The following is a 25138-nucleotide window of genomic DNA, read 5'->3' as shown; positions in this document are numbered from 1 at the left end:
CCCATGCCCCGCCTCAATGCCATGACCATCGATGTGGAAGACTATTTTCAGGTATCGGCCTTCGCGCCCTACATTCGCCGCGAAGATTGGCCCCACCTGCCCTGCCGCATCGAACAGAACATGGAAACCATCCTGTCCCTGCTGGATCAGCATGGGGCCCATGCCACCTTCTTTACCCTGGGTTGGATTGCGGAGCGGTATCCGGACCTCGTCCGTTCGATCCTGGCAGGGGGACATGAACTGGCCAGCCATGGCTACGACCACTACCGCGCCAATGAGCAATCCCCCCAGGAATTCCGCGCCGACATACGACACAGCAAACACTTGTTGGAGGACCTGGGCGGACAACGGATCCGCGGCTATCGGGCCCCCAGTTTTTCCATAGGCGCCCGTAACCTGTGGGCTCTGGACATTCTGCACGAGGAAGGGTACGACTACAGTTCCAGCATCTACCCGATCCAGCATGATCATTATGGCATGCCCGATTGCCCCCGTTTCCGCTTTCATCCCCGGGGTCATACCGGCATTCTGGAAATCCCCCCCACCACCGCCAAACTTGCGGGGCGTCACCTCCCGGCAGCGGGCGGGGGATATTTCCGCCTCATGCCCTATCCCCTGTCCCGTTGGCTGCTGCAACGCATCAACCGGGTGGAAGGAGAATCCTGCATGTTCTATTTCCATCCCTGGGAAATCGATCCCCATCAACCCCGTCCCGCCGGGGTGAATCTCAAAAGCCGGTTTCGTCACTATGTCAATCTGGCACGGATGAAGGGAAAAATTTCGACGCTGTTGCGTGATTTTCATTGGGACCGCGTCGATCGGGTTTTTTTGCAGGATGCCTCATGACTGAATTGACCGTTCGCCCCATGACAGCAGCCGATGATTTTGCCTGGGATGCCTTTGTCGCCATCTGTCCCCAAGCCACTTTTTTTCATCGCGCCGGCTGGAAAAAAATCATCGAAGAAGCTTTTGGCCACCGGACCCACTTTCTTCTGGCAGAGAATGCTCAGGGCATTCAGGGTATCCTGCCTTTAGCCGAGATCCGCCACTTCTACTTCGGACACGCCCTGTCTTCCCTGCCCTTTTGCGTGTATGGAGGAATCGCCGCCCTTTCGCCCGAGGCCACCCGGCAACTGGACCAAGCCGCCCAGGATCTGGCTGTCCGGCTGAAGGTGGACCATCTGGAATATCGTCAAAGACATTCCCTGCACCTCGATTGGCCACGAAAAGAACTGTATGTCACGTTTCGTCGGGACATCGATCCCGATCTGGAACAGAACATGAAAAATATTCCGCGCAAACAACGGGCCATGGTTCGCAGTGGGATCAAGAATGGCCTGGTCAGCGAAATCGATGACACCGTCCACCGGTTTTATAAGGTTTTTGCGGACAACATGCTGCGTCATGGCACCCCCACCTTTTCTTACCATTACTTTGCCCTGCTGAAATCCACCTTCGGTCAGGATTGTGAAGTCTTGTCGGTGTTGAAGGACCAGCAGGTGGTCAGCAGCGTCCTGACCTTTTATTTTCGGGATGAAGTGCTTCCTTACTATGCGGGGGATACCCTGGCGGCCCGCAACCTCGCAGCCAATGACTTCAAGTACTGGGAATTACTGCGGCGCAGTTGCGAAGGGGGTTATCGGGTATTCGATTATGGACGCAGCAAACTGGGTACGGGATCCTACCATTTCAAAAAGAACTGGGGATTCGAACCCACCCCCCTGCACTACGAATATCGTCTCTATGGAGCCGCCGAAGTTCCGGACCAAAACCCCCTCAATCCGAAATACCAGTTCTTCATCAAAGCCTGGCGCCATTTACCCATGCCGGTAGCAAATTGGCTCGGCCCCCAACTGGTGAAGTATCTGGGCTGATGGAACCCCTTCTGTTCCTGGTGCATCGCATTCCCTACCCCCCCAACAAGGGGGACAAGATCCGTTCCTACCATTTGCTTCAACACCTGTCGCAACGTTACGCGGTCCATTTGGGCACCTTCATCGATGACCCCGAGGATTGGTGGCATCAGGACAAGGTCAAAGCCCTGTGCGCCTCCACCTGTCTCCTTCCCCTGCATCCCGGACGATCAAAATGGGCCAGTTTGAGGGGGTTATGGACGGGACAGGCCCTCACCCTGCCCTATTATTACCAGGCTTCCCTGCAACAGTGGGTCGATGCGGTGATTCAAAGGGAACAGATCCGGCGCATCGTGGTTTTTTCTTCATCCATGGCCCAATATGTCGAAGGGTATCCTCAGACGTACCGCCTGATGGACTTTGTAGACCTGGATTCGGATAAATGGACCCAGTATGCCCGCGCCAAATCCTGGCCCATGAACGGGTTATATCGGCGGGAAGGACGCCGGTTGCTGGACTATGAACGCCATATTGCCCGCACTTTTGACGCCTCCCTGTTCGTCTCGGCCCATGAAGCCCGGATATTTTGTGACCGGGCCCCCCACTGTGCGCCCAAAGTTCATTGGTATAATAATGGCGTGGATACCCGTTACTTCGATCCGTCCCTTTCTCATCCCAATCCCTACCCCCCGGCGCAGATTGCGCTGGTTTTCACGGGGGCCATGGATTACTGGCCCAATGCCGAGGCCGTGGAGTGGTTTGGAAAAACCATTTTCCCCCACCTCCGTCGTCTACACCCCAACCTCCACTTTTATATCGTGGGGTCCAACCCCACGGACAGCGTTCGACAATTGGGCAGAGGGGAAGGCATTCAGGTCACCGGACGCGTGGCCGATGTCCGTCCCTACCTCGCTCATGCCCATTGGGTGGTGGCGCCCCTGCGTATTGCCTGCGGCATCCAGAACAAGATTCTGGAAGCTCTGGCCATGGAAAAACCCGTGATGGCCAGCGCACAAGCCATGGAGGGATTGGACATTCAATCCCTGGGTCCCGACTGCCTGACCGCCACCACCCAGGAAGAATGGGTGACGAAGGCGCAACCCTGGCTGCAAGGCCCGCCCCAACGGATATCCGCTCATCGTCAGTGGGTGATGCGGCATTTTGACTGGGCCACCAACCTGAAAGTGGTGGATGACCTGCTTTCCTCGGCTCAAACCGGACAGACTACCCCATGACCGGTTTTCCCCAACCCTGGAAAAGACCCCTGACCCTCAGCGGTATCATGGCACTTCTTCTGTTGCTCTGGTTCTATCCCGTCGTCCAGTTCACCGTACAAACCTGGCTGGGCAACGAAACCTACCTGCATGGAGGACTGATCCCCTTCATTTCTCTCTGGTTGATCTGGCGGGAACGGGATGCACTGAAAAACATTCCCCCCGGCGTCAGCGGGTTGGCCCTGGTAGTCTTCGCCTTTTTTGCCTTGGCCTGGGAACTGGGAAAAGTGTCCAACGCCATGGTCATTCAACAGTTTTCTCTGGTGGGCATGATCGTGTGTGCCACCTGGTCACAAATCGGCAACGCCGCTTTCCGTCAGTTGCTCTTTCCCCTTCTGTTTCTTTTTCTGGCCGTGCCCTTTGGTGAATCTTTAATTCCTCCGCTGATGGATTTCACTGCGGATTTTGCCACGGCTGCCATCCGTCTGACCGGCATACCGGTTTACCGGGAAGGGAATTTTCTGACCCTCCCCACCGGCAACTGGTCGGTGGTGGAAGCCTGCAGTGGTCTACGCTACCTGATCGCCTCCCTGACCCTGGGCGTCCTGTTTGCCCACCTGGCCTATCGCCACTGGACCAGAAAACTCCTGTTTTTGCTGGCTTCTCTCATAGTACCCGTGGCTGCCAATGGCGTGCGTGCCTATCTCATCATTCTGATCGGTCATCTCAGCGGTATGAAATTGGCGGTGGGCGTGGATCACCTCATCTATGGCTGGCTATTTTTTGGACTGGTGATGTTCCTGCTGTTCTGGATCGGCTCTTTTTTTCGGGAAGATGCCCTGCAGGAACCCTTTTCCCCGGAAATACTCCCCTCCCCGGCGGGTATTGCCGTCCCACGCGCCAAAATAAATCTGGCCCCCCTTGGGATATTGGTCTTCCTTGCCCTCCTCCCCCGTTGGCATGTGGAGTATCTGGAGCACCTGTCCCGATCTTCAGCCAACCCTACCTCTTTCGTACTTACGGCCCCTCCCTCCTGGTCTTCGGTACCTTTTGAAAGCGATTACTGGACCCCCCATTACACAGGGGAGCGAATCAAACTCGCAGAGGCCTATGCCCCTTCCAAGGAATATTCTCCCGTCACGATATTTATCGCCTACTATCATAACCAAACCCAGGGATCCTCCCTGATCACCTCCGGCAATACCCTGGTGATTCCCCAGGACCACCGCTGGGGAAAAATCCACGAATCTGCACATCCCCTGTGGGTTTCTGTCCAGACTTCCCCGCTTCCCTTCACGGAAACCCTGATTCGTTCCGATCGCCAGCGCAGGGTGGTATGGTACTGCTACTGGGTGGACCGGCGTTGGGTTTCCAGCCCCTATGCCGTCAAGGCGTGGGAAGCATGGTCCGTGCTCAAAGGTCAGGGCGATGGTGCCGCCGTGGTGGTATTCTCCACTCCCATCCTCTCGGGCAACACCCCGCAGGCGCAACAAACCCTACAGTCTTTCAGCCAGGCCATGATCCCTGAAATCCAGCAAGCGCTGGAACACCTCAACCAACCTCGATCCCAGTGATGCCCCCGGACTCTCGCCCTCTCATTGCCCACGTCATCTATCGCCTGGATGTGGGCGGATTGGAAAACGGACTCGTAAACCTGATCAACCATCTGCCCGCCGATGGGTTTCGACATGCCATTTTATGTCTCAAAGGCCATGATCCCGCCTTTGCCCAACGCATTCAGCGCGCGGATGTCCTCCTGATCGATCTCGACAAAAAAGAGGGGAAGGACCTGTGGGTCTACGGGCGTCTCTGGCGTCATTTCAGGCGACTCAAACCGGCGATCGTCCATACCCGCAATCTCACCAGCCTGGTGGCTGTGGTGCCGGCGCTGCTGGCGGGCGTTCCCTACAGAATCCATGGCGAACATGGTCGGGACATGTCGGATCTGGACGGCAGCAATAAAAAGCATCGATGGTTCAGAAGGTTGTTACTGCCTCTGACCCATCGGGTCATTGCCTTGTCGCAAGATCTGGAACGCTACCTGACGCAGGGGATCGGTGTCCCTCCAGGCAAGGTATCCCAATTCTACAACGGGGTGGACACCGATCTCTTCCATCCCCGCGCAGACGGTGAACCCAGCCCTTTTCCTTTTTTTTCTTCCACCGAAAAAATTTTTACGATCGGCACCGTGGGTCGCATGCAGGCCGTCAAGAATCAATTGATCCTGGCTCAGGCCTTCATCACCCTGGTGGAAACTGCCCCCAAGGAACTGGCAGGGTCACTCCGGCTGGTCATGATCGGAGAGGGGGAACTCCGAGCACCCTGTCAGACCTTGCTGGATCGTGCCGGACTGATGGATCGGGTCTGGCTGCCCGGTGCCCGTCATGACATCCCCACCCTCCTGCGCCATCTGGACCTATTTGTGCTGCCTTCCCTGGCCGAAGGCATTTCCAATACCCTTCTGGAGGCCATGGCTTCGGGGGTCCCGGTCATTGCCACTGCGGTAGGTGGAAACCCCGAACTCGTGACTCCCGGCATCGATGGATCACTCATCCCGTCCAACGATATCCCCGCCCTGGTTCACGCTCTGCTCGGTTACCTGCTGGATCACCCCACACTGATTCAGCAAAGGAATCAGGCGCGCCGCACCGCGCTGGATCGCTTCAGCATGAAAACCATGGTCGATCACTACAAAGCAATCTATACAACAGGCAATGATAGTCAGCGAAGCACTCCGAATGTTACAAGATGACGGTTGGCATTTGGTGGCTACTGTTGTCTCCCGCACTCAGAACGCCCCGTGCCGCTATCACTGCGTTGCTGGTGCCCTTGCCAGCGAATCCTGCATCCGCTGCGATTCTTTCTTGGCCTCGGCCAGGAGCCGATCCCAATCATCAGGCGGATGTCCGCTTTCCAGCATCTTGCGGAACATTCGGTAGGCGTCGTCGCTACTCTCATAAGCGCGCTTGGTGTCCTCGTCATTCACCCAGGCGTAGACGATCACCTTGCTCGGAGCGTGGTAGCGGAAGAACAGTCGGAACTGCTGGAAAAACTTCGCCCGGAACCAGTGCTTGTGATCGTCACCGAGCGTCCCACCCTGGCGGTACTCCGATCTCGCCGGATCTTGTGGGATGACATCGAACGCCAACTTGGTGATCGCGGCCAGTCGCTTACTGGCGTTCTTCTTTACGTACCCGGATGGGTCCTTCTGCTTCAGGGTCTCGACCTGCCGTGCCAGCGCTTCAATCTGCGCCAGGAACAGTGGATGGGCGAAGACCGTCCAACCATGAATAACCAGGAACTCGGGCTTCCCCGCGCTCATTCATCGTCTGCCGAAAGGGCTGCATCAAGATCGACTTCGACATCACCGACCAGGGACTGGAGCCGTTGGACGAGGCCAGCTTCCACGGACAGCAGGCGCTCAGGATGGCGAGTGATGTCGTGGGCAAGGAAGCCGAGGAACTGGCCGAGCACCGGATCGTCTCCCTCGAAAGCTTCGGCACGCGTCAGCACCACATCGCCGCTGAGGCGGATGGTGTAGCGGATCTTGTCCCGCTTGCCCAAGCGCAGGGCAAGACGCACGGTTTCCGGCACAGTGGTCTGGTAACGGTCAGTCAGAGTGGATTCGACTTCGAGGGTAGCGACCATGGCTGCCTCCTGCAGTAATTGGGTTGATGTCTGGATGGTAATGCAACTGCATTGCTATGTCAATGTACGTCCAACGATGTCCCCGCGCTGGATCAGTTCAGTTTAAAAACCATGGTCAATCACTACAAAGCAATCTATACAACAGGCGGTTGGTAGTAACCAGCCTCCTTTTGGTGACGCACAGCCAGAATGGTGACGGTCTCACCATCGAAGTGGTAACGCGCGACATAACCGCTGTCGCCAAAGTCGATCAGCCATTCCCGGTACTCGTTCGGCCCATGGTCATCCACGGGTCGGCCAATCTGTGGCTGAAGTGCAAGCATTTGCACGGCTTTCATGATCGTATCGGCGGCTCGCCTAGCCGCAACTGGATTCTTTGGGCGCAAGAATTCCTGCAACCGTTGCAGGTCGCGGATGGCACCGGGAGCGTAGATCACAGGTGACATACGGGCACTGGCAGTTCGTTTTCAGTCCCCCAACTGGCAAGCCAGGTATCGACCTCTGCGGCGGTGGCGTGCAAACCTGTTTCCTGATATTCCTCCCACGCCTTGATGGCGTCTTGCCGAAAGGCTTCGCGCTTTTCCTCTCGGTCAACATACTGGCTGATGGCTTCACGCATTATCCAATGCGCCGAACGGTGACGGGCTTCGGCCAGATTTTCAACACGAGTACGGGTGTCCGCGTCGAGTTTCACGGATACGGTCTTGGCGTCAATGTGTGGCTGTGGCATGGCGTTCCCTCCCCGATCAAGGATAGGTATTACCTTAACATACTATTGGTGATTTTGGCCAAATCGAAAAGAGGCTCTGTGAAGAGCCTCTTTTCTTTCATCGAGTACGAGAAATATTACCGATTACACATTGGAGCGACGGCGCAAGGACCAGCCCATGGCCAGAAGACCGGCACCGAACAAGGCCACGGTCATGGGTTCAGGCGCATATTGCAACTTGAACTGACCGCCATTGGTGATGAAGTAATTAGGTCCGCCTTGACCATTGTAGGTACCGGAGGCCTGACCAAGGCCAGCCACCAGATTGGGATCGATCGTGTACTGGCTGGGGCTGGTTGGGGTGTTCGGATTCGCTGACGGATCTTCCGAAGCGTTGGTGGTCACGAAAGACAGCAGAATGCTCTGATTGAAGGAATTTCCGTTGGCATCCAGAAAAATATTGCTGGGGGTCAACGTGGTGGGGGGTGTTCCCGTCAAGGTCACTTGTCCATTGGCTGACGGGGTTCCATCAGGATTGATGAATCCACCGCTGGTAGCGGGATTTCCCGTATTGGCAACCTGAAAGGAAGCAATCTGTGTCCCTACCGTTGCACCGTAGTGAGTCGCCGCAGCAATCGCGGAAGTCATAGTTTGCCCATACACCACGGTAGGATTGTAATAAACCGAGAACGTTCCACCAGTGAAGGTAAAAACCCCGGTATTGATGTTGGTGAGGTCCTTTCCCTGGAAATAGGCGGTTAATTGCCCTCCCCCCAAATTCATGGGAACTCCTCCGTTCTTTTGGGTAATGTCAAAAACACCCACATCTGTGGAAGTGTAAATACCCGTCTGACCGACGACCGGGGTGTTCGTTACATAACTTTCACCGTTGAAACTGAGGTTGTTGAGGTTAGTGTCCACCAACCCGGCTACAGCGCTATAACCCGGCTGACCTGCCAAACTATTGAGGTTCAATTGCCAGTTGGTGATATCGAGCCCAGCAGAAGCGTTGGAGGACATCCCCACCAAAACAGCCGCTGCAGCCAAGGATGCCAGAAGAGATTTTTTTTGAAGTTTCATGTTTAACTCCGGTTAGTTGCCTATGATCAGGATTGCCCTAACTTATAAGCACAAGTCATGCCATAAATCTTATTTCATTGATAATCAATAATAATTAATTTTTTACTTCAAACCGATTTTTCGGATGTGTAAAGTTTTCTGACACTCTCGCCGGATTCTCAGCGATCCTTCTTGCGCGCATCGCGCAACGAAGAGCCCAACCCCGAAATGATTTCCGTGGCCGCCATGATGATTTGAGTCGAGGCAAATCCTGCCTTGCGCAACTCCCGGTAGAAGGAGCGTGCCAGCAATTTGGCCAATTTACCCGGATCTTCCGCCGCTTTCACCATGGCATTCAAGTCCGGTCGGTGAGCTTTTTCCAGAGCCACCGTAATGAAATTGGAGCGCAGAACCCCCCGCATCTGCACCAGTTGGATATCCCGTTCCACCAGCAGTCCGGCGATGGTCAACCCATGCAACTCCTGTGCCTCATAGGGGCGTTGGAACCCACCCCGCACATTCATGATCCCTGCCACTTGCCCATCCCGCAGCAACGGTACAGACAGAAAACTTTTCCCCTGATTCTTCGGATACCGGGCCTGAGAAAAAAATTCTGACGCCTCGATATCCTCTACCAACAAAGGCTTTCCCGAAGCCAGCACCTGACCGGCAATCCCCTCGCCCTGTTTGGTCTTGCCCCGATAAGCTACGGCAGGAAGGTCACCATAGTGAGCACACAACTGCAATCCTTCGCCATCAAACACCATGGCCGAGGTTCCTTCCGCATCGAAGACCTCGGCCAGACGGGCACACCATCGTTCCAGCAAGGGAGCCACCCCATGAAACACCTCTCCCCCATCGGGAATCAGAGCCAATTTTTCAATGAGTCCTTCAGATCCTGTGGGTGCCATGGCGATTCCTTTCTCCTTTCATGATTTTCCGGACCAGTGTAATCGAAGCAAGGACAAACGGGTCGAACGGGCGTGGGCAGGCACCGAGTACCCGATTCGCCCCATGAAGACCACCCGATTGGCCTGCTCCTTTCCGCCCATCCATTTGTCCAGGGCAAAGGCAATGCACTCTGCCTGTGGCTGCGCATTTCCCCGGATAGACAGGGATACCCCTTGAGTCGCGTACCGTCTGAAAATGAGGGGGGTCATCTCGGGCTGCAATTGCAGTTTCAACTGCGTCGCCGTCAGCCAGAAACGTTGAAGCGCCTTTCCTGCTTCGACATCGTCGCCCAGGGTTTGCGGCACGGCTTCAGCTACCAGAGCGAAATGGGCCGCACAGGCCAAGCCCGGAATGAAATCCAGGCGAATCCGGGGAATCCAGGTCCCGGCCAGGTACCTGTTAAAAAAATCCACACGTTCCCAACTCGCCATGGCCCAGCGCGTCAACTTGAGGGTCAGCGCATCCAGCCCGATGGCTTGATCGGGCACCCTGTCTTCACTGAACTGTGCGCCCCACTGGATGATATCGCGGTGAACTGCGTAGGCTTCCGGAATCGTCAGGCGCAATTTTCCTGCCCGTGCGGTGAGCGAGGCAAACGCCCAGCGCTGAGATAAACTTTCAAACCACAACACCCGATAGTTCGGCCCTACGGAGGCTTCCAGGATATTTTTCTGTTCCGGGGTCAGAGGATCGAGACGATAGGGACGGCGCTGGACAGAGCGGATCTTGATCATTTCCGTCAGGGGATCCTCCTGAAGAAAGTCCGCCATGAACGTTACTTCAAAAACCGGCGCATCTTCCGGACACCCCGCCCGTTCCACGATTTGCGTGGAAAAACCAAAACGGGTGGCAGCCAGACGCATGTTTTCCAGGAGCGCCCCCAGCGCCAAATGGCTTGCCTGCCCCCCCAGATCATAGACACAATGGGCTCGCGTATCAAATCCGTGGACATTGACCTGCCCATCGGAAACGATTTCAAAACGCCAAGGTTGGGTATTGTCCCCACTCGGGGCCCATTTCGCCCACTCCAGAATTTCCTTGATCTGTTCTGCGCCTGTCATCTTGTCCTCGCCCACTCATTCGTTGAGTTTTGCCAGCCGTCCTTCAGCGATCTTGAGCGCAATTCTTTGCAGTGGGTGACGGTTCCCTCCTGGTCGCCAGGTACGCACCAATTTGTTCCGGTAGGCATCAAATTGATGACTGTAGGGAGCCGCCCAGACTTTGCCCCGCCCCAGCAAAATTTTTAACGCCTCGGTGGCCGCCATGCCCGCACAGAGTTGACACGCCATGAAGGTGGAAGGTCCCCGACGTTCTTTCAAACTCACCGAAGAGGGATCCACCAGATAGTCGAAGTGCAGTCGGGCCGGGGCCAATCCCAACAAAAAGCGCAAGGCTTTGGCTTCGTCCGTCCCCTTCCCCCAGCAAAAATATTCTTCAAAGGACATCCCCCCAGGCATGAAATTCACCACCGCCGCCCCCATCCCCAGGGGAGCCGCTGTCACCACGGGAATCCCGGCCTCGGCACAGGCGTCAAAGGTCATAGGGCGCGCCGAAAAAGCGAAGAAATCCAGTCCATCGACGTACACATCCACAGTGGAAAGGAAATCGGACAGATTGGCCTCCGTCACCCCTTCGGGAAACGTGCGAATCTCCAGTTCGGGGTTGATGTCCCTGGCCATTTCAGCCAGCACCTGAACCTTGGAACGGCCCAGATGAGAGACTGTGGCCCCACCTGACGATTGAAATTATGGATTTCGAAGGTATCAAAGTCAGCGATATGGAACCGCCCCACCCCCAGTCTGGCCAAGGTCAGCAAATGATTGCCCCCCACCCCGCCCATCCCCGCAATGGCAATGCACTTGTTTGCCAGGGAGCCCTGCTCGGCCCGGGTCAGCCAGCCTATGTTGCGCGAAAAGGCATCGGAATAACCAAACATCACGAGATACTGGGAGAATCATAGGCCATTTGGCGAAGTCTGCCCAAAATACCCTCGGAATCCTTGGCGGTCATCAAGTAAGGAAAAAGGGAACGATCCCCCACTGCCCTATCCATCCTTCCCCCTACCTCGCGGATCCTTCGCCCCAGTTCTTCAAAGTCGATCAACAGAAGCACCGAAGGCGCATTGACGCGCGGACAGATCCGCTCCGAACCAATGAGGGTAAACCCCAGCATCTGCTCATAAAATCGTGCATGGCGAGGATTGACTTCCAATAATCCATCCGTACAACCAAACAATCCATAGGGATACAGATAGGCCACATGGAACAAACTGGCCAGTACCCGTTTGTTTCTGACCTGGGGATCCATGGCCAATCGATTGAATTCGCATAAAACCTTGCCTTTGGCACGCATGTCTTGCAACACATCGTGGTAGCCGGAATCCGCATAAAGCCCCAGGGGCGAATCAACGCCGACGGAGATGGTACCAATCACATCCGCATCATTGTCGTAAGCCAGCAACGTAATCCGGTTGGGCTCGGTCAGAGTCTGCGCAGAAAGATTCTTGTAGCCCCGCCACTCATACATTCGATTGATCAGGATACTGGCAGATTCATGACGCTCTTCCGTGTTGGCCAAACGGATACGATACTCATGGGCTTGAGTGGAGAGGGATACCGTATCGTCATTTTCAGGAATGGCATAACTCATCGAAGACAGGGACGAAGGAATCGAATCAAAAAAAGACGCTATGATATCGTCGTCGCAGTCGTGCCCGACATCATATTTAGTGGCCATGGGATCGTTCCCTCCGGAATACTGTAACCCTATTATTTCAAACATCCCAAGCCCCTCCCACACGTTGACCGTGCGCGGAGTATAGCCCCCCCAAGTTTAACACTCGCTTAACGCAAATTAAGGAATCCTTAAGCCGACTATGACCCATTCGGTTTGATTCTGTCAAGACAGAAATACCAAACCCTCCCCACCAGTTCGTGACAAAAATAATAAAAATTCTGTAGCCCTGACGCACTGGGTAAAAAACTGAAACCGCTGATCGCGCCTTCGTCGTACCCAGTCCCCGCCGGAATGACCGTCATCCCCAGACGTTGGAATTCGGGCATCGCCCGGTTCAAATGCCAAGCCTGGCTCACCAGATAAATCCGGGTGATTCCCGCATTTTTCAACAGGGAAACAGAATCCAGAGCATTTTCGCGGGTGGTGGTGGAGCGTGTTTCAACCCAGCGCACCGGAACGCCAAATTCATTTTCCAGCACATTTTTCATGACCTGACCTTCGGACACCCCCAGCCGCCCCCCCCCTCCCCCTGAAACCAATACGGGCTTATTCCATCGACGGGCCAACCATGCCCCGTACCGAATTCGCTCCAGAGTCAGGATTTTTGGGGCGACCCCCCCGTATTCAGCCCTGTTGTGAACCATGCCGGCAGACAGAATGACAATGGCGTCTGCTTCGTTGCCCTGCAGGTTCCGATAAGGGGGCATGAGTTGATGCAGCAGAAAACCGCTGACCAGAGGAGTGGAAAAGATCCAGAACAGCGCCAACCCACTGCTCGCGAGCCAAAAACCCTGCCGTTTGTTCCCAACCCTCATCAACCCCACGCCCAATAAGATCGGCAACAACAATACCAGGGGCGGCATCATGATCCCTTCGGCAAGCCCCCCCCAGGACATGCTCAAGGAGCCAGGGTTTGCAGCGCGCCAGGATAAACTGGGCCATGCTTCAACAAATTCAACTGACGTGGCGTCACAGGTTCGGCACGGGGGACGAGATCGATATCAGGCGCCAGCGATGGGGAAGGAGTCTCGTAATGCAACGGTTCCTCCACCGGCGCCTCCAACCGATAGTCCTGACGGAGCGGCCGGTAAAATGCCTGCCAGTCCACTGACCGGTCATTGAAAGAGACCAATCCCGCAAGAACATGGTATTCCCCATACCCCACCAGCAGATTGTTGACGGAAACCACTCGGGCTCCCGCCTTGGATACGCGCAAAAAGGCACCGGCCCCTTCCTTGTCGTTCACCAGCGTATTGCTGGCCAGGTACAGCACATTGTCCAGCCCGGACATGCCCTCTTCCCCATAGGAAATCACCGTGGAATTTTCTGTGTCCGTTCCCTGTTGAATGATATTTCCCAGCACCAGCGCCGTGCCCCCATTGGGCAAATCGAGTTCGTAACTGGCTCTTCCCCCCATTTCATCCGTCAGACGGTTGTATAGAATGTCATTCCGGGCCGCCCGACTTTTGAACAGGTGCCCCACATTGGCATGGTGAAAGTAACTGGCCAACACCACCAGGGATTTCAGTTTTCCCACATACAGATCATGGGAGAAACCGTCCCCTGCCCCATTGTAGGCAAACTCGCTGTTCTCGATCACCAGGGAAGAGTTTTCTTCATCCGAGGTCAACAGCCCATTCTCGTTGGCAAAAAACAAACAGTTCCGAACCCATAAGTCCCCTTTTTCGAAACGGATACCTGCACCGTTCCGGTCAGAAACCTGAGCATTCATGAAATCGATATTTTCGATCCGGATCCGACCGCCCCGAACCACCCAGATAGCTTTTCCTTCGGCACTGTTGCCCTCGGCAAACAGGCGCGCATTGCCCCCCACTCCCTGAATGAGCAGATCATTCTGCCCCCATGAAGCCACCACATCCCCATGATAGTCCCCAGCATCGATTTGAACGACATCTCCATCCCGCGCCATGGAAGCCGCCACAGAAATGCTTTTGATGGATTCGGAGGGACCCACATGAAGAATACGATGGACAGGTCCCGGCGGGACCAACCAGACTCCAGACAGATAGGGCTCGATCAGAGCCTGTTCCTCTCCTCCCTTCAAAGGGACCATTCCCCATCGGGGAGGGGGGGGTGGGATCAGAAAAGGTTGGGCCGCCTGTGCCTGAAACTCTGACGAACCATCCAAGGCTCGAATTCTGGCAAACACCGGCGCCGTCCATTTCTCCAGACGGGGATGCCCCTCGACCCTGCGGTCCAGATAGTTCAGAATCTCCGCCACACTATAACCGGAGGCACGATACTCCATAAAGACGCCACCGACCCCCATCAAAATCAGAAAAGAAGTCCCCAGAAAGACGAGTTTTGTTTTTCTGTACCGATAGCGATAGCGATAACGGTTGGATTTTATTTTGGTCATGGATAAATTCCCTGCAAAAAATCACGCCGGACCGACATGGCCATCACCGGCCTATCAGTCAACTTTTCGACCTTCCCAACCGTATTCATCTGCTCTACAATGGCAAAAATCATCGCACTCTCGGGAATTCACGAATGATACAGAAATCCTGGTGGAAAACCCTACAGTCATTCCCCTCTTTTTTCCGATCTTCGCCTAAGCATTCAGGGAAACGGGGAAATAGTACACCCCTTTCCAATCCTCTGGTGTTGCTCCTGCTTCTGCCCATGGTACTTTCTTCCTGTGGCGGCGGTGGGGGGGGTGGGAGCGGCGGCGGTGTAACCTCCTCCCTCCCTCCTATTTCCATCAATACTCTTCTGCCCTGGACCTGGATTGGAGGAAGTTCCACCTACAACCAGCAACCCACAGGGTATCCGGAGGCCCGCATGAGTTCCGTCACCTGGACCGATCCCTCGGGCAACTTCTGGATGTTTGGAGGTGAGACGGCAGGAATCAACGATATCAATGACCTGTGGAAATACACTCCCAGCACCCAACAATGGACCCTGGAAAGCACTTCTCCACCCTTGAATCAAAACCAAATCGGAATTTATGGCACACAAAACGTACCCAGCACCAGCAATCTTCCCGGTGCCAGAAACGACTCGCTCTCCTGGACCGATGCTGCAGGGAATTTATGGTTGTTTGGAGGTTATGGCTATGCTTCCAGCACCACCGAGGGTGACATGAACGACCTCTGGGAATACATTCCCACTGACAAAACATGGACCTGGGTCGGGGGTTCCAGCCATATCAATCAACCAGGCAGTTATGGTGCTCAAACAGGCACCACCGGAACTCCTGGCGCACGCTTTGCCAGCGTGGCGTGGACGGACACTTCCGGCAATCTATGGTTATTTGGGGGGTTTGGCTATGATTCCACCGGTGCCCTTGGAGAACTGAACGATCTGTGGAAGTTCACCCCCGGTACCCGACAATGGACCTGGAGCAGTGGTTCCAAACTCTCCAACCAACCATCGACTCTTTCAGGCACCAGCACATCACCGGGGGCACGTAGTGACAGCGTGGCCTGGACAGACTCAACGGGAAATTTGTGGTTGTTTGGAGGTTATGGCTATGGTTCCACCCCTACCCTCGGGGAATTGAACGATTTGTGGAAATTCAATCCCGGCACGGGTCAATGGACACCGATTCACCCCGGCAACCCCCTGAACCAGTCGGGAATTTATGGCACCGTTGGCACCACCAACCCCACCAATCTACCCGGATCGCGGGACAGTTCCGTGGCCTGGACAGACACCTCCGGCAATCTATGGTTGTTTGGGGGTTCTGGCTATGATTCCACCGGTACCTTTGGCGTGTTGAACGATCTTTGGAAATTCAATCTCGGCACCCAGCAGTGGACGTGGGTCAATGGGAGCCAATTGGCCAACCAACCGGGCAGTTATGGAACTGCACCGGGTACCCAGGGAATACCAGGGGCCCGGTCCAGCGCCAATGCATGGTTTTTGTCCGGAACCGGAACTTCCGGATCCTTATGGCTGTTCGGAGGACTGGAGGGCAGCGGGAACTACCTGAACGACCTGTGGCAATATACGCCCTGATCTTGATTCTCTGACCCCAAGGAAAACCGAATGAACAGGAATCCTGTCCAGAAGTCGATTTATGTCCGCCGCCGGAAAACCGCCTGATGTGCGGCCTGGTCGGAATCTTTGATATCCAGGGAAAATCCTCCCTCAGCCGCGAACTTCTGGACCGCATGAATGAAGCCCAATTCCATCGGGGGCCGGACGAAGGGGGATTGCACATGGAGCCCGGCGTGGGTTTGGGCCATCGTCGTCTCTCGATCATCGACCTTTCGTCGGGACAACAACCGTTGTTCAACGAAGATCGCAGCGTGGTGGTGGTCTTCAACGGAGAAATCTACAACTTTGTGGATCTCATGCCCGAGTTGCAGGCTCTGGGCCATACCTTTCGCACCCATTGCGACACCGAGGTCATCGTCCATGCCTGGGAAGAGTGGGGAGAAAACTGTGTCGACCGTTTCCGGGGAATGTTCGCCTTTGCCCTGTGGGATCGCAATCGTCAAAAACTTTTTCTGGCACGGGACAGATTGGGGGTCAAACCCCTCTTTTACAGTCTGCAACCCGATGGAAAATTCATCTTCGCCTCAGAACTCAAGGCCCTGCGCCTGTACCCCGGCTTTGACCCGACCCTCGACCCCTGCGCCGTGGAGGAATACTTTGCCTATGGGTATATTCCCGAACCGCGTACCATTTACCGGAATACCTTCAAGCTGCCCCCCGGATATCATTTGACTCTTTCCCCCAATGCTCCGCTTCCCGCGCCGCGCCGTTATTGGGATATCCCTTTCGCGCCCATTCCGGTCACTTCCCTACAGGACATGCAGGAAGAACTGGTGGAACGACTGCGCGAAGCGGTGCGCATTCGCCTGGTCTCGGAAGTGCCTTTGGGGGCCTTTTTATCCGGGGGCGTGGACTCCAGTGCCGTGGTTGCCATGATGGCGGAGTTGAGTACGGAGCCGGTCAATACCTGTTCCATCGCCTTTCAGGACCCCCGCTTCAACGAAGCTCCCTATGCCGCACAAGTGGCGCAGCAATACCACACCCGCCATCAGGTCAGCGAAGTGGATCCCAACGACTTTTCCCTGGTGGATCAACTGGCCGCCCTCTATGACGAACCCTACGCCGACAGTTCCGCCCTGCCCACCTACCGGGTCTGTGAACTGGCGCGCCGTTCCGTCACCGTGGCCCTGTCAGGGGATGGGGGCGATGAAAACCTGGCAGGATATCGCCGTTACCGTTTCCACATGGCGGAAGAAAAAATGCGCGCACTGCTCCCCCTGGGACTGCGCCGCCCCCTCTTTGGCACCCTGGGCACCCTGTACCCCAAAGCCGACTGGGCGCCCCGTATGTTCCGCGCCAAAAGCACTTTTGAAGCCCTCGCCCGGGATTCGGTGGAAGGGTATTTTCACAGCGTGTCCTTATTAGGGGATCGGTTGCGCAATCAACTGTTCAGCCCCTCCTTCACCGCCAGTCTGCAGGGCTACCGGGCCGTGGAAGTGCTGAAAAACCATGCCCGGAATTCTCCCACCCAGGATTCCCTGTCCCTGGTTCAGTACCTGGACATCAAAACCTACCTGCCAGGCGACATCCTGACCAAAGTGGATCGCGCCAGCATGGCCCATGCCCTGGAAGTCCGGGAACCGCTGCTGGACCACCCCCTGATGGAATGGGTGTCCGGTCTTCCCTCCTCCCTCAAACTGCATCAGGGCGAGGGCAAGTATCTCTTGAAGAAAGCCCTGGAACCCTATTTATCCCAGGACATCCTGTACCGTCAGAAAATGGGCTTTGCGGTGCCTTTGGCCAGTTGGTTCCGCGGACCTTTGCGCGAGACGGTACGCGCCTCCGTATTGGGACCACGCTTGATGGACTGCGGGATTTTCAACCCGTCCTTCCTCACTCATCTGGTGGAGGAGCATCAGGCAGGACGCCGTGATTACAGCGCGCCCCTCTGGTCGCTGCTCATGTTTGAATCTTTCCTGCGACTCTGAGCCATGCGCATCCTTCATATCCTGGATCATTCCCTGCCCCTGCACAGTGGGTATACCTTCCGTACCTTATCCATTCTCAAGGAACAACGGGCCCTGGGGTGGGAAACCTGCCACCTGACCAGCGAAAAACAGACGGGCTGTACCGTGTCAGAGGAAACCGTCGAGGGCTGGCACTTCTACCGTACCCCCCCCGGTTTAGGTCTCCAAAGCAAACTCCCCCTCCTGAATCAGGTGGCGGTGATGAAAGGACTGGAACGACGCCTGCATGAGGTCATCGAAAAAACCCAGCCGGATATTCTGCACGCCCATTCCCCCGTCCTGAATGCCCTCCCCGCCCTCAAGGTCGGCCGTCAATACCGGATACCCGTGGTCTATGAAGTCCGTGCTTTTTGGGAAGATGCGGCGGTGGACCACGGTACCACGAAGGAAGGCAGCCTCCGTTACCGCCTCACCCGCGCCCTCGAAACCCTGGCTTTTCGCCAGGCGAATGCCATCACCACCATCTGTGAAGGTTTGCGCCGGGATATCCTCAGCCGGGGCATTGCCGAGGACAAGGTTACCGTGATTCCCAATGCCGTGGATATCGCCCATTTTCCTCTGGGGGGACCTCCCGACCTGGATTTGCAAAAACACCTGGCACTGGCCGATGCCCAGGTCCTCGGATTCATTGGTTCCTTCTACGCCTACGAAGGTCTGTCCCTGCTTCTGGAGGCCATGCCACAGATCCTGACCACGCTCCCTCAAACCCGCATTCTTCTGGTGGGGGGAGGCCCTCAGGAAGAGACCCTGAAAGCCCTGGCCCAGCGTCTGAACATTGCCGACAAAGTGGTATTTGCCGGCCGTGTGCCCCATCAGGACGTCCACCGATATTACGACCTCATCGATGTGCTGGTTTATCCCCGACTGTCCATGCGTCTGACCGAACTGGTCACGCCCCTCAAACCTCTGGAGGCCATGGCCCAGGGAAAATCCTTCGTGGCCTCGGACGTGGGTGGACATAAGGAACTTATCCAGCATGAAAAAACCGGGCTCCTCTTCGAAGCAGGCAACCCCCGGGACCTGACCCATGCAGTTCATCGCCTGTTCACCGACCCCACGCTCCGGCATAATCTGGTGCTGGCCGGACGAGCCTTTGTGGAAACCGAACGTACCTGGAAAAACAGCGTCCACCGTTACCTGCCCCTCTACCAACGGTTGCTCGCCCACCCGCATCCCTGACCCCGATGCGCCTGCTCACCTTCAGTTCCCTCTACCCCAATGCCACCAAACCCCACCATGGAATCTTCGTGGAAACACGTTTGCGCCAACTGCTCGGTACACAACCCGTCGAAGCCCGGGTCATGGCCCCCGTCCCCTGGTTTCCCTTCACCCATGAACGTTTCGGAGACTATGCCCGACAGGCCAGAATCCCAAAAACAGAGGTTCGCCATGGTATTTCCATCGAACATCCCCGCTACCCCCTGATTCCCAAATTCGGCATGAACCTCGCCCCCTGGGGCATGGCCTTGGCCTGTTTGCCCCTGCTCAGAGCGCAAATCCGTCACGGGCAGGATTTTGACCTGATCGATGCCCACTATTTCTACCCCGATGGCGTGGCCGCCACCCTGCTGGGCCGCTGGTTAAAAAAACCCGTCCTCATCACTGCGCGGGGCAGCGACCTCAATCTCCTCCCCCACCACCCCATTCCCCGAGCGCTCATCCAGCGAGCTGCCCGTCACGCCGCCCATCTCATCACGGTTTCCGGTGCCCTCAAACAGGAACTCCTTCATCTGGGCGTCAATGAACATAAAATCACCGTGCTGAGAAACGGGGTGGACCTGTCTCTGTTCCAGCCCACAGAGCGTGAAGAAACCCGCAAGAAACTGGGGGTCAATGGCCCCCTGCTGGTATCCGTCGGTAACCTGGTATCCGGAAAGGGCCATGATCTGGTGGTTCGGGCGCTCGAATCCCTCCCGTCTTTCCACCTCCTCATTATCGGGTCGGGTCCCGAGCAAAAAACTCTCGAACGCCTCGTCCAGGAGCGGGGCCTCACCCAACGCGTGCAGTTCAAAACCCACATCCCCCAAGTCGAACTGGCCAAACACTACAGTGCCGCCGATGCCCTAGTGCTGGCCTCGGCCAGCGAAGGTTGGGCCAACGTCCTTCTGGAAGCCATGGCCTGCGGCACACCCGTGGTTTCCACCGCCGTGGGCGGCAGCCCCGAACTGATCACCGAACCCTGTGCCGGCAGACTGGTCCAGGAACGCACCCCGGAGGCCCTCAGTCAGGCCATCATCGATCTCTTCAGCGATCTTCCCCACCGGGAAGACACCCGGAAATTCGCCAGTCGCTTCAGTTGGGATGAAACCAGTGAGGGACAAATGGCCCTGTTTCAGACAATCCTCTCCCGCCACTAAGCGCGTAAATGCGTTGTCGCCTTGCGTGCAAAGCAAGTGGGGGTTTCTTCTTGGGTCAACGACCAGAGCGCAGGAGTGTTACCACCACCACGACTTACCACGATCTCACCAAGCGTAGATTGCATTTCCGCAACCGGTTCGGAGCCTTCCGCCCCTACCTTGTTTCTTGTGATCCTGCACCGTTTCTTTTCCTTCTGAACACACTTCCCGGACAATAATTGCCGGACAATAATTGCCGGACACCGCGCAAGGCAATAACTTTTGCCGCATTGTGATCCGCATGGTCGGTGTTCCCACAGCTTAGACAGACGAATTCGGGCGGTCATGTTTTTGACCTTGAGCGCTTTGAATGCCAAAACCCCTACCGGAAATTTCCTGGTGCCGATATGCAACTGATACCCGGTTATTTCGCCAGTGTCGGTAGCCACGACTGGTATAAACTTGAACACTTCCGAGGTGAGCCACACCGATTGCTTGCCGTGCCGCTGGTGAATAACCGGGCGACCGCCCAACTTGGAGAAGTATCGACCATAAGCCTGTTTCCACAACACTGCGCCAGTGCGCAGCACGACGCCGGGCACTTCGGACAACCGGGTGTGAGTCGGTCTTGAACTGGCTGTATTGCTGGTCTATCGGGGCATACTGCCCGGACAGTAAGCCACTATTCTGGCACCGGGCATACTTCGTAGGCTCAGTGGGTGGCGCAACGCTTGAGATAGTTCGGGCCTACGTGGACGCTCAAGGAACGGCAGAACACGCAAGAAAATCAGCGGCAAAAGCCACGTCAAAAACAAAATCGTCCGCTTGACCCCCTGCTGGTGCAATGCTGGGCGCTGTGCGTGCCTCTGGCATCGGAACTCACCTAGCAAGGGGAATGCGCGGACAAATGTTCACATGGCAGCGTGCTGCAAACGCAGTCAGCCTTTGAAAGGCGGCACAATCCGTTCAGTCGGAAGCATTCCTGTCTTCGTCATCCAACCTGTTCAGAATGGCAAGTGCCTGGATCGTGTCGCCGGTAGCAGCCAGGACTCGGAAATGATTTTCGGTATCCCAGGCTGCCAGTGCTTGCGCACTCAATTCTTCTACCAGTTTGTTCATGCTCAGGCCGCGACTCCTTGCCAGTAATTTCAACCGTTCACTCGTGTTATCTGGCAGTCTAATTGTCAAGGTACTCATTGCCATTCCTCCAGACATTGCGCGGGTGTCAGAACGCGTAGATTTCCAAGTTTCAACTCTCCTTCGCGCAAATCACGCACATTATGAGTAATAATCACCAAAGCGCCTCCTGCCATCGCAAGTTCAATCAAGTGGTTGTCCGCCTCGTCAGGTAGATTGGGGCGCCATCCGTAGTACACCGTGACCCATCGCCCCCGCTTTGCTAACGCTGCCAGCACCTGTATCCGTTCGATAGGTGTCGTCGTTTCACCCCAAACTGGCCGTCCCAACAAATCCTGGTATTCCAGCCACAACGCATTGCCGAATAAAACTTGAATATCGCCAGTCAGCGCCCGGCGTAACACTTCACGTGAAGCCCCACCTCTGGAACGCAAGCCCGCAACGAAAACATTGGTATCGATAACAACCGGAATCATTTTGACAGCATATATGAAGTCATTTTGATTTTCAACCTCATCACTGAATATCCCCTGCATGGGACACCCATTCCGGAATGCTCAAGGTAGCGGTAGTCGGCATCAAGTTCGCCAAGAGCAAGGTCAAGGTTATTTCCATTAGCTGTTGCCGGAGTCATGCTTCGTGATAAAATATTCTTACCATGTAAGAGAGGAGCGTTATCATGCGAACCGTTACCGTTTCCGACAAGGGTCAAGTCGTCATTCCGGTTGAAATCCGTCGTCGTCTAGGGATCACCCCTGGCTGCCAGCTCGATTTCAGCCTGGAAGGCCATGTCATCCATGCTGAGGTGAAGCGTCAGGTTGCTCAAACCAATGCCGAAGACGGTTTTGGCATGCTGGTTTGCAAGCGGCCGGGCAAACGCCATCTTGCCGATTTTGATGTCGCCCTTGCCATGCGAGACGCCGAAGATGATCGCGCTTGATACCAATATTCTGGCGCGTTTTTATGTGGATGACCCGGCTGACCCTGAGGCAGCAAAACAACGTCCGATTGCACATCGTCTTCTGACCGAATCCCACCAAGTGTTCGTACCACTGACCGTGATTCTTGAACTCGAATGGGTCTTGCGCGCCTTTTATGGCTTTGATGCCCATGATTTCATGCGAGTCGTCAAACACATACTTGGTCTACCCAACGTCAACGTCGAAGAATGGTCGCGTATCACCGATGCCTTGGCCTGGCACACAAAGGGGATGGATTTCGCTGATGCTCTTCATCTACTGGCCAGCAGTCACTGCACTGAATTCATGAGTTTCGATGACCGTCGATTCGCACGCCGCGCCAATCGGTTGGAAACCAGTCCGACAGTCGTTGTCCCATTCAAATAGCAAAAGCGGGAGGGGGGATATCAGGCCCGCACCTTCAATCCTTACCGAGGATACAGCATCAATGAACAATTTGGATATAATTCAACCCCACACCGCGAGAATCCCCTCGCTTTAGCCATGGGGAGGAAAGCGGGAATTTGATTTTGACTTAGATTTCGCTTGCATTATACAAATAGCATCTATATAATGCTTTGCATGAACGATTACACCATAAAATACAAGAGCAACCTGAACGTAGTTTACTCTTGCAAGTACCATGTTATATGGTGTCCGAAGTATCGGCGTTCGGTTTTAGTGAAGGGCGTTGACGTTCGTCTGAAAGAAATTATACAAGACGTTGCTACTGAGTATAAATGTGAAATATTGGAACTTGAGGTTATGCCGGATCATGTACATTTACTGGTAGAGGTTGACCCCCAGTTCGGAATACACCGGCTGATTAAGTTGATGAAGGGCAGGTCATCCAAATTGATACGTGAAGAGTTTAAGTGGATAAAGTCGCGGCTACCGACCTTGTGGACGAATAGTTACTTTGTATCGACGATTGGCGGCGCACCGCTTGAAGTGGTTAAACAATATATCGAGCAGCAAAAGCACAAATGAAACGCACCGGCACACCCACTTTTGTCCTCACTATTCCCTTGGTTGTGAAGCCTGCGGAAGACAGGACAATGATTGGGCGTTTGGAAGCTGGAAAGCGATTGTATAACGCAACATTAGGCGAAGCACTACGCCGCCATGGCTTGCTGAAGCAGTCCAAAGACTGGCAGCACACCCGCACCATCGCCGACAAGAAATTGCGCTCCGACGAGTTTAAGCGACTCTCGAAAGAAGCAGGGTTCACGCCTGCGGCCATCATCACCTTTGCCCGTACCTGCAAAAATGAAGCAGGCTGGAAAGACCGGCTTGGTTCTAACGTAACCCAGCGCATCGCGGAGCAGGTGTTCGCGGCCATGCAGCAATACTCCTTCGGCAAACGCGGTCGTCCACGTTTTAAAGGTGCTTCCCGCCCCCTGCATTCGCTTGAGGCAACCACCAATGCGGCCAACATCATCTGGAAGCCTGAAACGGGCTGTATCGAGTTTGGCGACCTAACTCTTCCTGCTTTGTTGCCGTCTAAAACACAAGACCCGTATTTGCACCAAGCGCTCACCAATAAAACAAAGTATTGCCGCGTGCTGTGGCGCAACGTGAACGGCGCACGCCGCTGGTTTGTGCAACTCATGCAGGAAGGTGTCGCCCCGGCCAAGCACGCCATTGCCGAAGGCTCGGTAGTCGGTCTGGACATCGGCCCGAGCACCATAGCGATAGTGGGCGATGATTCCGCCTCGCTGGTGAAATTCTGCGATACCGTCATTCAGCCATGGAAAGAAACGCGCCGCTTGCAGCGTGCCATGGACAGGTCTAAACGTGCCACGAACCCGCATTGCTTTAATGCGAACGGGACGTGGAAAAAAGGCCAGAAGTTCGCACCAAGCAAACGCTATACAGCAATCCGCACTGAGTATGCGGAAGTCGAACGCAAGCTGGCGGCTGAGCGCAAACGCGCCCACGGCGAACTTGCCAACCAGATTCTCGGACTGGGAAATGTCATCCAGTCCGAAACCCTGTCTTACCTCGCCTTCCAGAAGAATTATGGCAAGAGCGTGAAAGTCAGAGCACCCGGAATGTTCGTCGAACAATTGCGTCGCAAGGCCGAAAGTGCTGGCGGCAAGTTGATTGATTTGCACACCTGGTCGCTGAAAATGTCGCAGTACGACCACACCACCGGAGTTTTCACAAAGAAGCCGCTCAGTCAGCGGTGGCATGTGCTGGGGGATGGATCGGGAGTTGTGCAACGGGATGTGTATTCCGCATTCCTCGCACGCTGCGTTATGAGCAACACGCACCACCCATCCCATATTGAAACAATGTGGGCGGCTCAGAAACCTGTGCTGCTGCAAACGGGGTGGCTGCGTTCCGAACCTGCGAAGATCGAGCCTTCGGGCAAAATCACGGTGGCAACACCGTTAGAGCAGGTCGTTTGTGATAGAGGGTTTGCCGCTGGTCATGGCCTGGATGCTGTAGTCGCAAGACGAGAGCCAGGAGACCCCAGCGGGTTCGCCCTTAGAACCCCCTGTCTTTAGACATGGGGAGGTTTAGGTCGTATCCTGTAG

Annotated in this window: 27 protein-coding genes and 1 pseudogene; 14 read left to right on the top strand and 14 right to left on the bottom strand. The window is 55.4% G+C overall.

Features of this window, described 5'->3' with window-relative positions:
* The first annotated feature begins 3 nt into the window (after positions 1 to 3).
* From HO274_RS10985 to HO274_RS10965, 5 genes are read left to right on the top strand one after another with little or no spacing between them, the layout of a single operon-like run.
* A complete protein-coding gene (locus tag HO274_RS10985; protein WP_273119639.1) occupies positions 4 to 846 on the top strand; it encodes an XrtA system polysaccharide deacetylase in 843 nt (280 codons plus the stop codon).
* Positions 843 to 1874: a FemAB family XrtA/PEP-CTERM system-associated protein gene (locus tag HO274_RS10980; RefSeq protein ID WP_273119637.1), complete on the top strand. Its 1032-nt coding sequence runs from the start codon at positions 843 to 845 to the stop codon at positions 1872 to 1874. The genes HO274_RS10985 and HO274_RS10980 overlap by 4 nt, the downstream gene beginning before the upstream one ends.
* Positions 1874 to 3088, top strand: coding sequence for a TIGR03087 family PEP-CTERM/XrtA system glycosyltransferase (locus HO274_RS10975; RefSeq protein ID WP_273119635.1), 1215 nt, complete (start codon positions 1874 to 1876; stop codon positions 3086 to 3088). Before HO274_RS10980 ends, HO274_RS10975 begins: the two co-directional genes overlap by 1 nt.
* Positions 3085 to 4641 carry an exosortase A gene (xrtA, locus tag HO274_RS10970; protein ID WP_273119633.1) on the top strand — a complete coding sequence of 519 codons (1557 nt, stop codon included), beginning with the start codon at positions 3085 to 3087 and terminating at the stop codon, positions 4639 to 4641. The genes HO274_RS10975 and xrtA overlap by 4 nt, the downstream gene beginning before the upstream one ends.
* On the top strand, positions 4641 to 5819 hold the full coding sequence (locus HO274_RS10965; protein WP_273119631.1) for a TIGR03088 family PEP-CTERM/XrtA system glycosyltransferase: 1179 nt from the start codon (positions 4641 to 4643) through the stop codon (positions 5817 to 5819). The genes xrtA and HO274_RS10965 overlap by 1 nt, the downstream gene beginning before the upstream one ends.
* A 57-nt stretch (positions 5820 to 5876) precedes the next feature.
* Here HO274_RS10965 and HO274_RS10960 read toward each other — a convergent pair whose 3' ends face one another.
* The 11 genes and pseudogenes from HO274_RS10960 to HO274_RS10905 all read right to left on the bottom strand — a co-directional run bounded on the left by HO274_RS10960 (position 5877) and on the right by HO274_RS10905 (position 14550).
* On the bottom strand, positions 5877 to 6389 hold the full coding sequence (locus HO274_RS10960) for a type II toxin-antitoxin system YhaV family toxin (protein ID WP_273119629.1): 513 nt from the start codon (positions 6387 to 6389) through the stop codon (positions 5877 to 5879).
* Positions 6386 to 6715: a type II toxin-antitoxin system PrlF family antitoxin gene (locus HO274_RS10955; protein WP_273119627.1), complete on the bottom strand. Its 330-nt coding sequence runs from the start codon at positions 6713 to 6715 to the stop codon at positions 6386 to 6388. Before HO274_RS10955 ends, HO274_RS10960 begins: the two co-directional genes overlap by 4 nt.
* A gap of 134 nt (positions 6716 to 6849) precedes the next feature.
* Positions 6850 to 7161 (bottom strand): type II toxin-antitoxin system RelE/ParE family toxin, encoded by a 312-nt coding sequence (locus HO274_RS10950; RefSeq protein WP_273119626.1) that lies wholly within the window; start codon positions 7159 to 7161, stop codon positions 6850 to 6852.
* Positions 7149 to 7445, bottom strand: coding sequence for a CopG family ribbon-helix-helix protein (locus HO274_RS10945; protein WP_273119625.1), 297 nt, complete (start codon positions 7443 to 7445; stop codon positions 7149 to 7151). Before HO274_RS10945 ends, HO274_RS10950 begins: the two co-directional genes overlap by 13 nt.
* Before the next feature lie 123 nt (positions 7446 to 7568).
* Positions 7569 to 8504: a PEP-CTERM sorting domain-containing protein gene (locus HO274_RS10940; RefSeq protein WP_273119623.1), complete on the bottom strand. Its 936-nt coding sequence runs from the start codon at positions 8502 to 8504 to the stop codon at positions 7569 to 7571.
* A 158-nt stretch (positions 8505 to 8662) separates the two neighbouring features.
* Positions 8663 to 9394, bottom strand: a complete 732-nt coding sequence (locus HO274_RS10935) for a GAF domain-containing protein (protein ID WP_051862684.1) — start codon at positions 9392 to 9394, stop codon at positions 8663 to 8665.
* An 18-nt stretch (positions 9395 to 9412) separates the two neighbouring features.
* The gene (locus tag HO274_RS10930; protein WP_273119621.1) at positions 9413 to 10495 is read right to left on the bottom strand and encodes a nitroreductase family protein; all 1083 of its coding nucleotides are present in this window, start codon (positions 10493 to 10495) and stop codon (positions 9413 to 9415) included.
* Positions 10496 to 10510: 15 nt separating this feature from the next.
* Positions 10511 to 11370 (bottom strand): annotated as a pseudogene (locus HO274_RS10925) (ThiF family adenylyltransferase).
* On the bottom strand, positions 11370 to 12215 hold the full coding sequence (locus tag HO274_RS10915; RefSeq protein ID WP_273119616.1) for an N-acyl amino acid synthase FeeM domain-containing protein: 846 nt from the start codon (positions 12213 to 12215) through the stop codon (positions 11370 to 11372). The pseudogene HO274_RS10925 and the gene HO274_RS10915 overlap by 1 nt, the downstream one beginning before the upstream one ends.
* A 92-nt stretch (positions 12216 to 12307) precedes the next feature.
* Positions 12308 to 13036, bottom strand: coding sequence for a YdcF family protein (locus tag HO274_RS10910; RefSeq protein ID WP_273119615.1), 729 nt, complete (start codon positions 13034 to 13036; stop codon positions 12308 to 12310).
* Positions 13037 to 13068: 32 nt separating this feature from the next.
* A complete protein-coding gene (locus HO274_RS10905) occupies positions 13069 to 14550 on the bottom strand; it encodes a right-handed parallel beta-helix repeat-containing protein (RefSeq protein ID WP_273119613.1) in 1482 nt (493 codons plus the stop codon).
* A 134-nt stretch (positions 14551 to 14684) separates the two neighbouring features.
* Between HO274_RS10905 and HO274_RS10900 the strand changes: the two genes are divergently transcribed.
* The 4 genes from HO274_RS10900 to HO274_RS10885 all read left to right on the top strand — a co-directional run bounded on the left by HO274_RS10900 (position 14685) and on the right by HO274_RS10885 (position 20520).
* Complete coding sequence (locus HO274_RS10900) at positions 14685 to 16154, top strand: Kelch repeat-containing protein (RefSeq protein WP_273119612.1); 1470 nt, start codon at positions 14685 to 14687, stop codon at positions 16152 to 16154.
* Positions 16155 to 16240: 86 nt separating this feature from the next.
* On the top strand, positions 16241 to 18124 hold the full coding sequence (locus HO274_RS10895) for an XrtA/PEP-CTERM system amidotransferase (RefSeq protein ID WP_273119610.1): 1884 nt from the start codon (positions 16241 to 16243) through the stop codon (positions 18122 to 18124).
* Between the two features lie 3 nt (positions 18125 to 18127).
* Positions 18128 to 19342 carry a TIGR04063 family PEP-CTERM/XrtA system glycosyltransferase gene (locus HO274_RS10890; RefSeq protein WP_273119607.1) on the top strand — a complete coding sequence of 405 codons (1215 nt, stop codon included), beginning with the start codon at positions 18128 to 18130 and terminating at the stop codon, positions 19340 to 19342.
* A 5-nt stretch (positions 19343 to 19347) separates the two neighbouring features.
* Positions 19348 to 20520, top strand: a complete 1173-nt coding sequence (locus HO274_RS10885) for a glycosyltransferase family 4 protein (RefSeq protein WP_273119605.1) — start codon at positions 19348 to 19350, stop codon at positions 20518 to 20520.
* On the opposite strand, the gene HO274_RS10880 is transcribed toward HO274_RS10885, so the two are convergent.
* Positions 20517 to 21101: a hypothetical protein gene (locus HO274_RS10880; protein WP_273119603.1), complete on the bottom strand. Its 585-nt coding sequence runs from the start codon at positions 21099 to 21101 to the stop codon at positions 20517 to 20519. The two genes, HO274_RS10885 and HO274_RS10880, sit on opposite strands and share 4 nt — an antisense overlap.
* A gap of 26 nt (positions 21102 to 21127) precedes the next feature.
* On the opposite strand from HO274_RS10880, the gene HO274_RS13600 reads away from it, so the two are divergent.
* Positions 21128 to 21328: a transposase gene (locus HO274_RS13600; protein WP_420537364.1), complete on the top strand. Its 201-nt coding sequence runs from the start codon at positions 21128 to 21130 to the stop codon at positions 21326 to 21328.
* A gap of 137 nt (positions 21329 to 21465) precedes the next feature.
* On the opposite strand, the gene HO274_RS10875 is transcribed toward HO274_RS13600, so the two are convergent.
* Both HO274_RS10875 and HO274_RS10870 read right to left on the bottom strand, forming a co-directional pair.
* Entirely contained in the window at positions 21466 to 21696 is a 231-nt protein-coding gene (locus HO274_RS10875) for a ribbon-helix-helix protein, CopG family (protein ID WP_273119600.1), read from the bottom strand.
* Positions 21693 to 22172 carry a putative toxin-antitoxin system toxin component, PIN family gene (locus HO274_RS10870; RefSeq protein WP_273119598.1) on the bottom strand — a complete coding sequence of 160 codons (480 nt, stop codon included), beginning with the start codon at positions 22170 to 22172 and terminating at the stop codon, positions 21693 to 21695. Before HO274_RS10870 ends, HO274_RS10875 begins: the two co-directional genes overlap by 4 nt.
* Positions 22173 to 22315: 143 nt before the next feature.
* Here HO274_RS10870 and HO274_RS10865 point away from each other — a divergent pair, with 143 nt between their 5' ends.
* The 4 genes from HO274_RS10865 (at position 22316) to HO274_RS10850 (ending at position 25108) form a co-directional block, all read left to right on the top strand.
* A complete protein-coding gene (locus HO274_RS10865) occupies positions 22316 to 22576 on the top strand; it encodes an AbrB/MazE/SpoVT family DNA-binding domain-containing protein (RefSeq protein WP_031598819.1) in 261 nt (86 codons plus the stop codon).
* Entirely contained in the window at positions 22563 to 22982 is a 420-nt protein-coding gene (locus tag HO274_RS10860; RefSeq protein WP_273119596.1) for a type II toxin-antitoxin system VapC family toxin, read from the top strand. Before HO274_RS10865 ends, HO274_RS10860 begins: the two co-directional genes overlap by 14 nt.
* Positions 22983 to 23177: 195 nt before the next feature.
* A complete protein-coding gene (tnpA, locus tag HO274_RS10855) occupies positions 23178 to 23585 on the top strand; it encodes an IS200/IS605 family transposase (protein WP_273119594.1) in 408 nt (135 codons plus the stop codon).
* Complete coding sequence (locus HO274_RS10850) at positions 23582 to 25108, top strand: transposase (RefSeq protein WP_273119592.1); 1527 nt, start codon at positions 23582 to 23584, stop codon at positions 25106 to 25108. The genes tnpA and HO274_RS10850 overlap by 4 nt, the downstream gene beginning before the upstream one ends.
* The last annotated feature ends 30 nt before the right edge of the window (positions 25109 to 25138 follow it).

The sequence above is a fragment of the Ferrovum myxofaciens genome (assembly GCF_013181415.1).
In the GTDB taxonomy this organism is placed as follows: domain Bacteria; phylum Pseudomonadota; class Gammaproteobacteria; order Burkholderiales; family Ferrovaceae; genus Ferrovum; species Ferrovum myxofaciens.
This window is presented reverse-complemented; position numbering and strand designations above follow the sequence as displayed.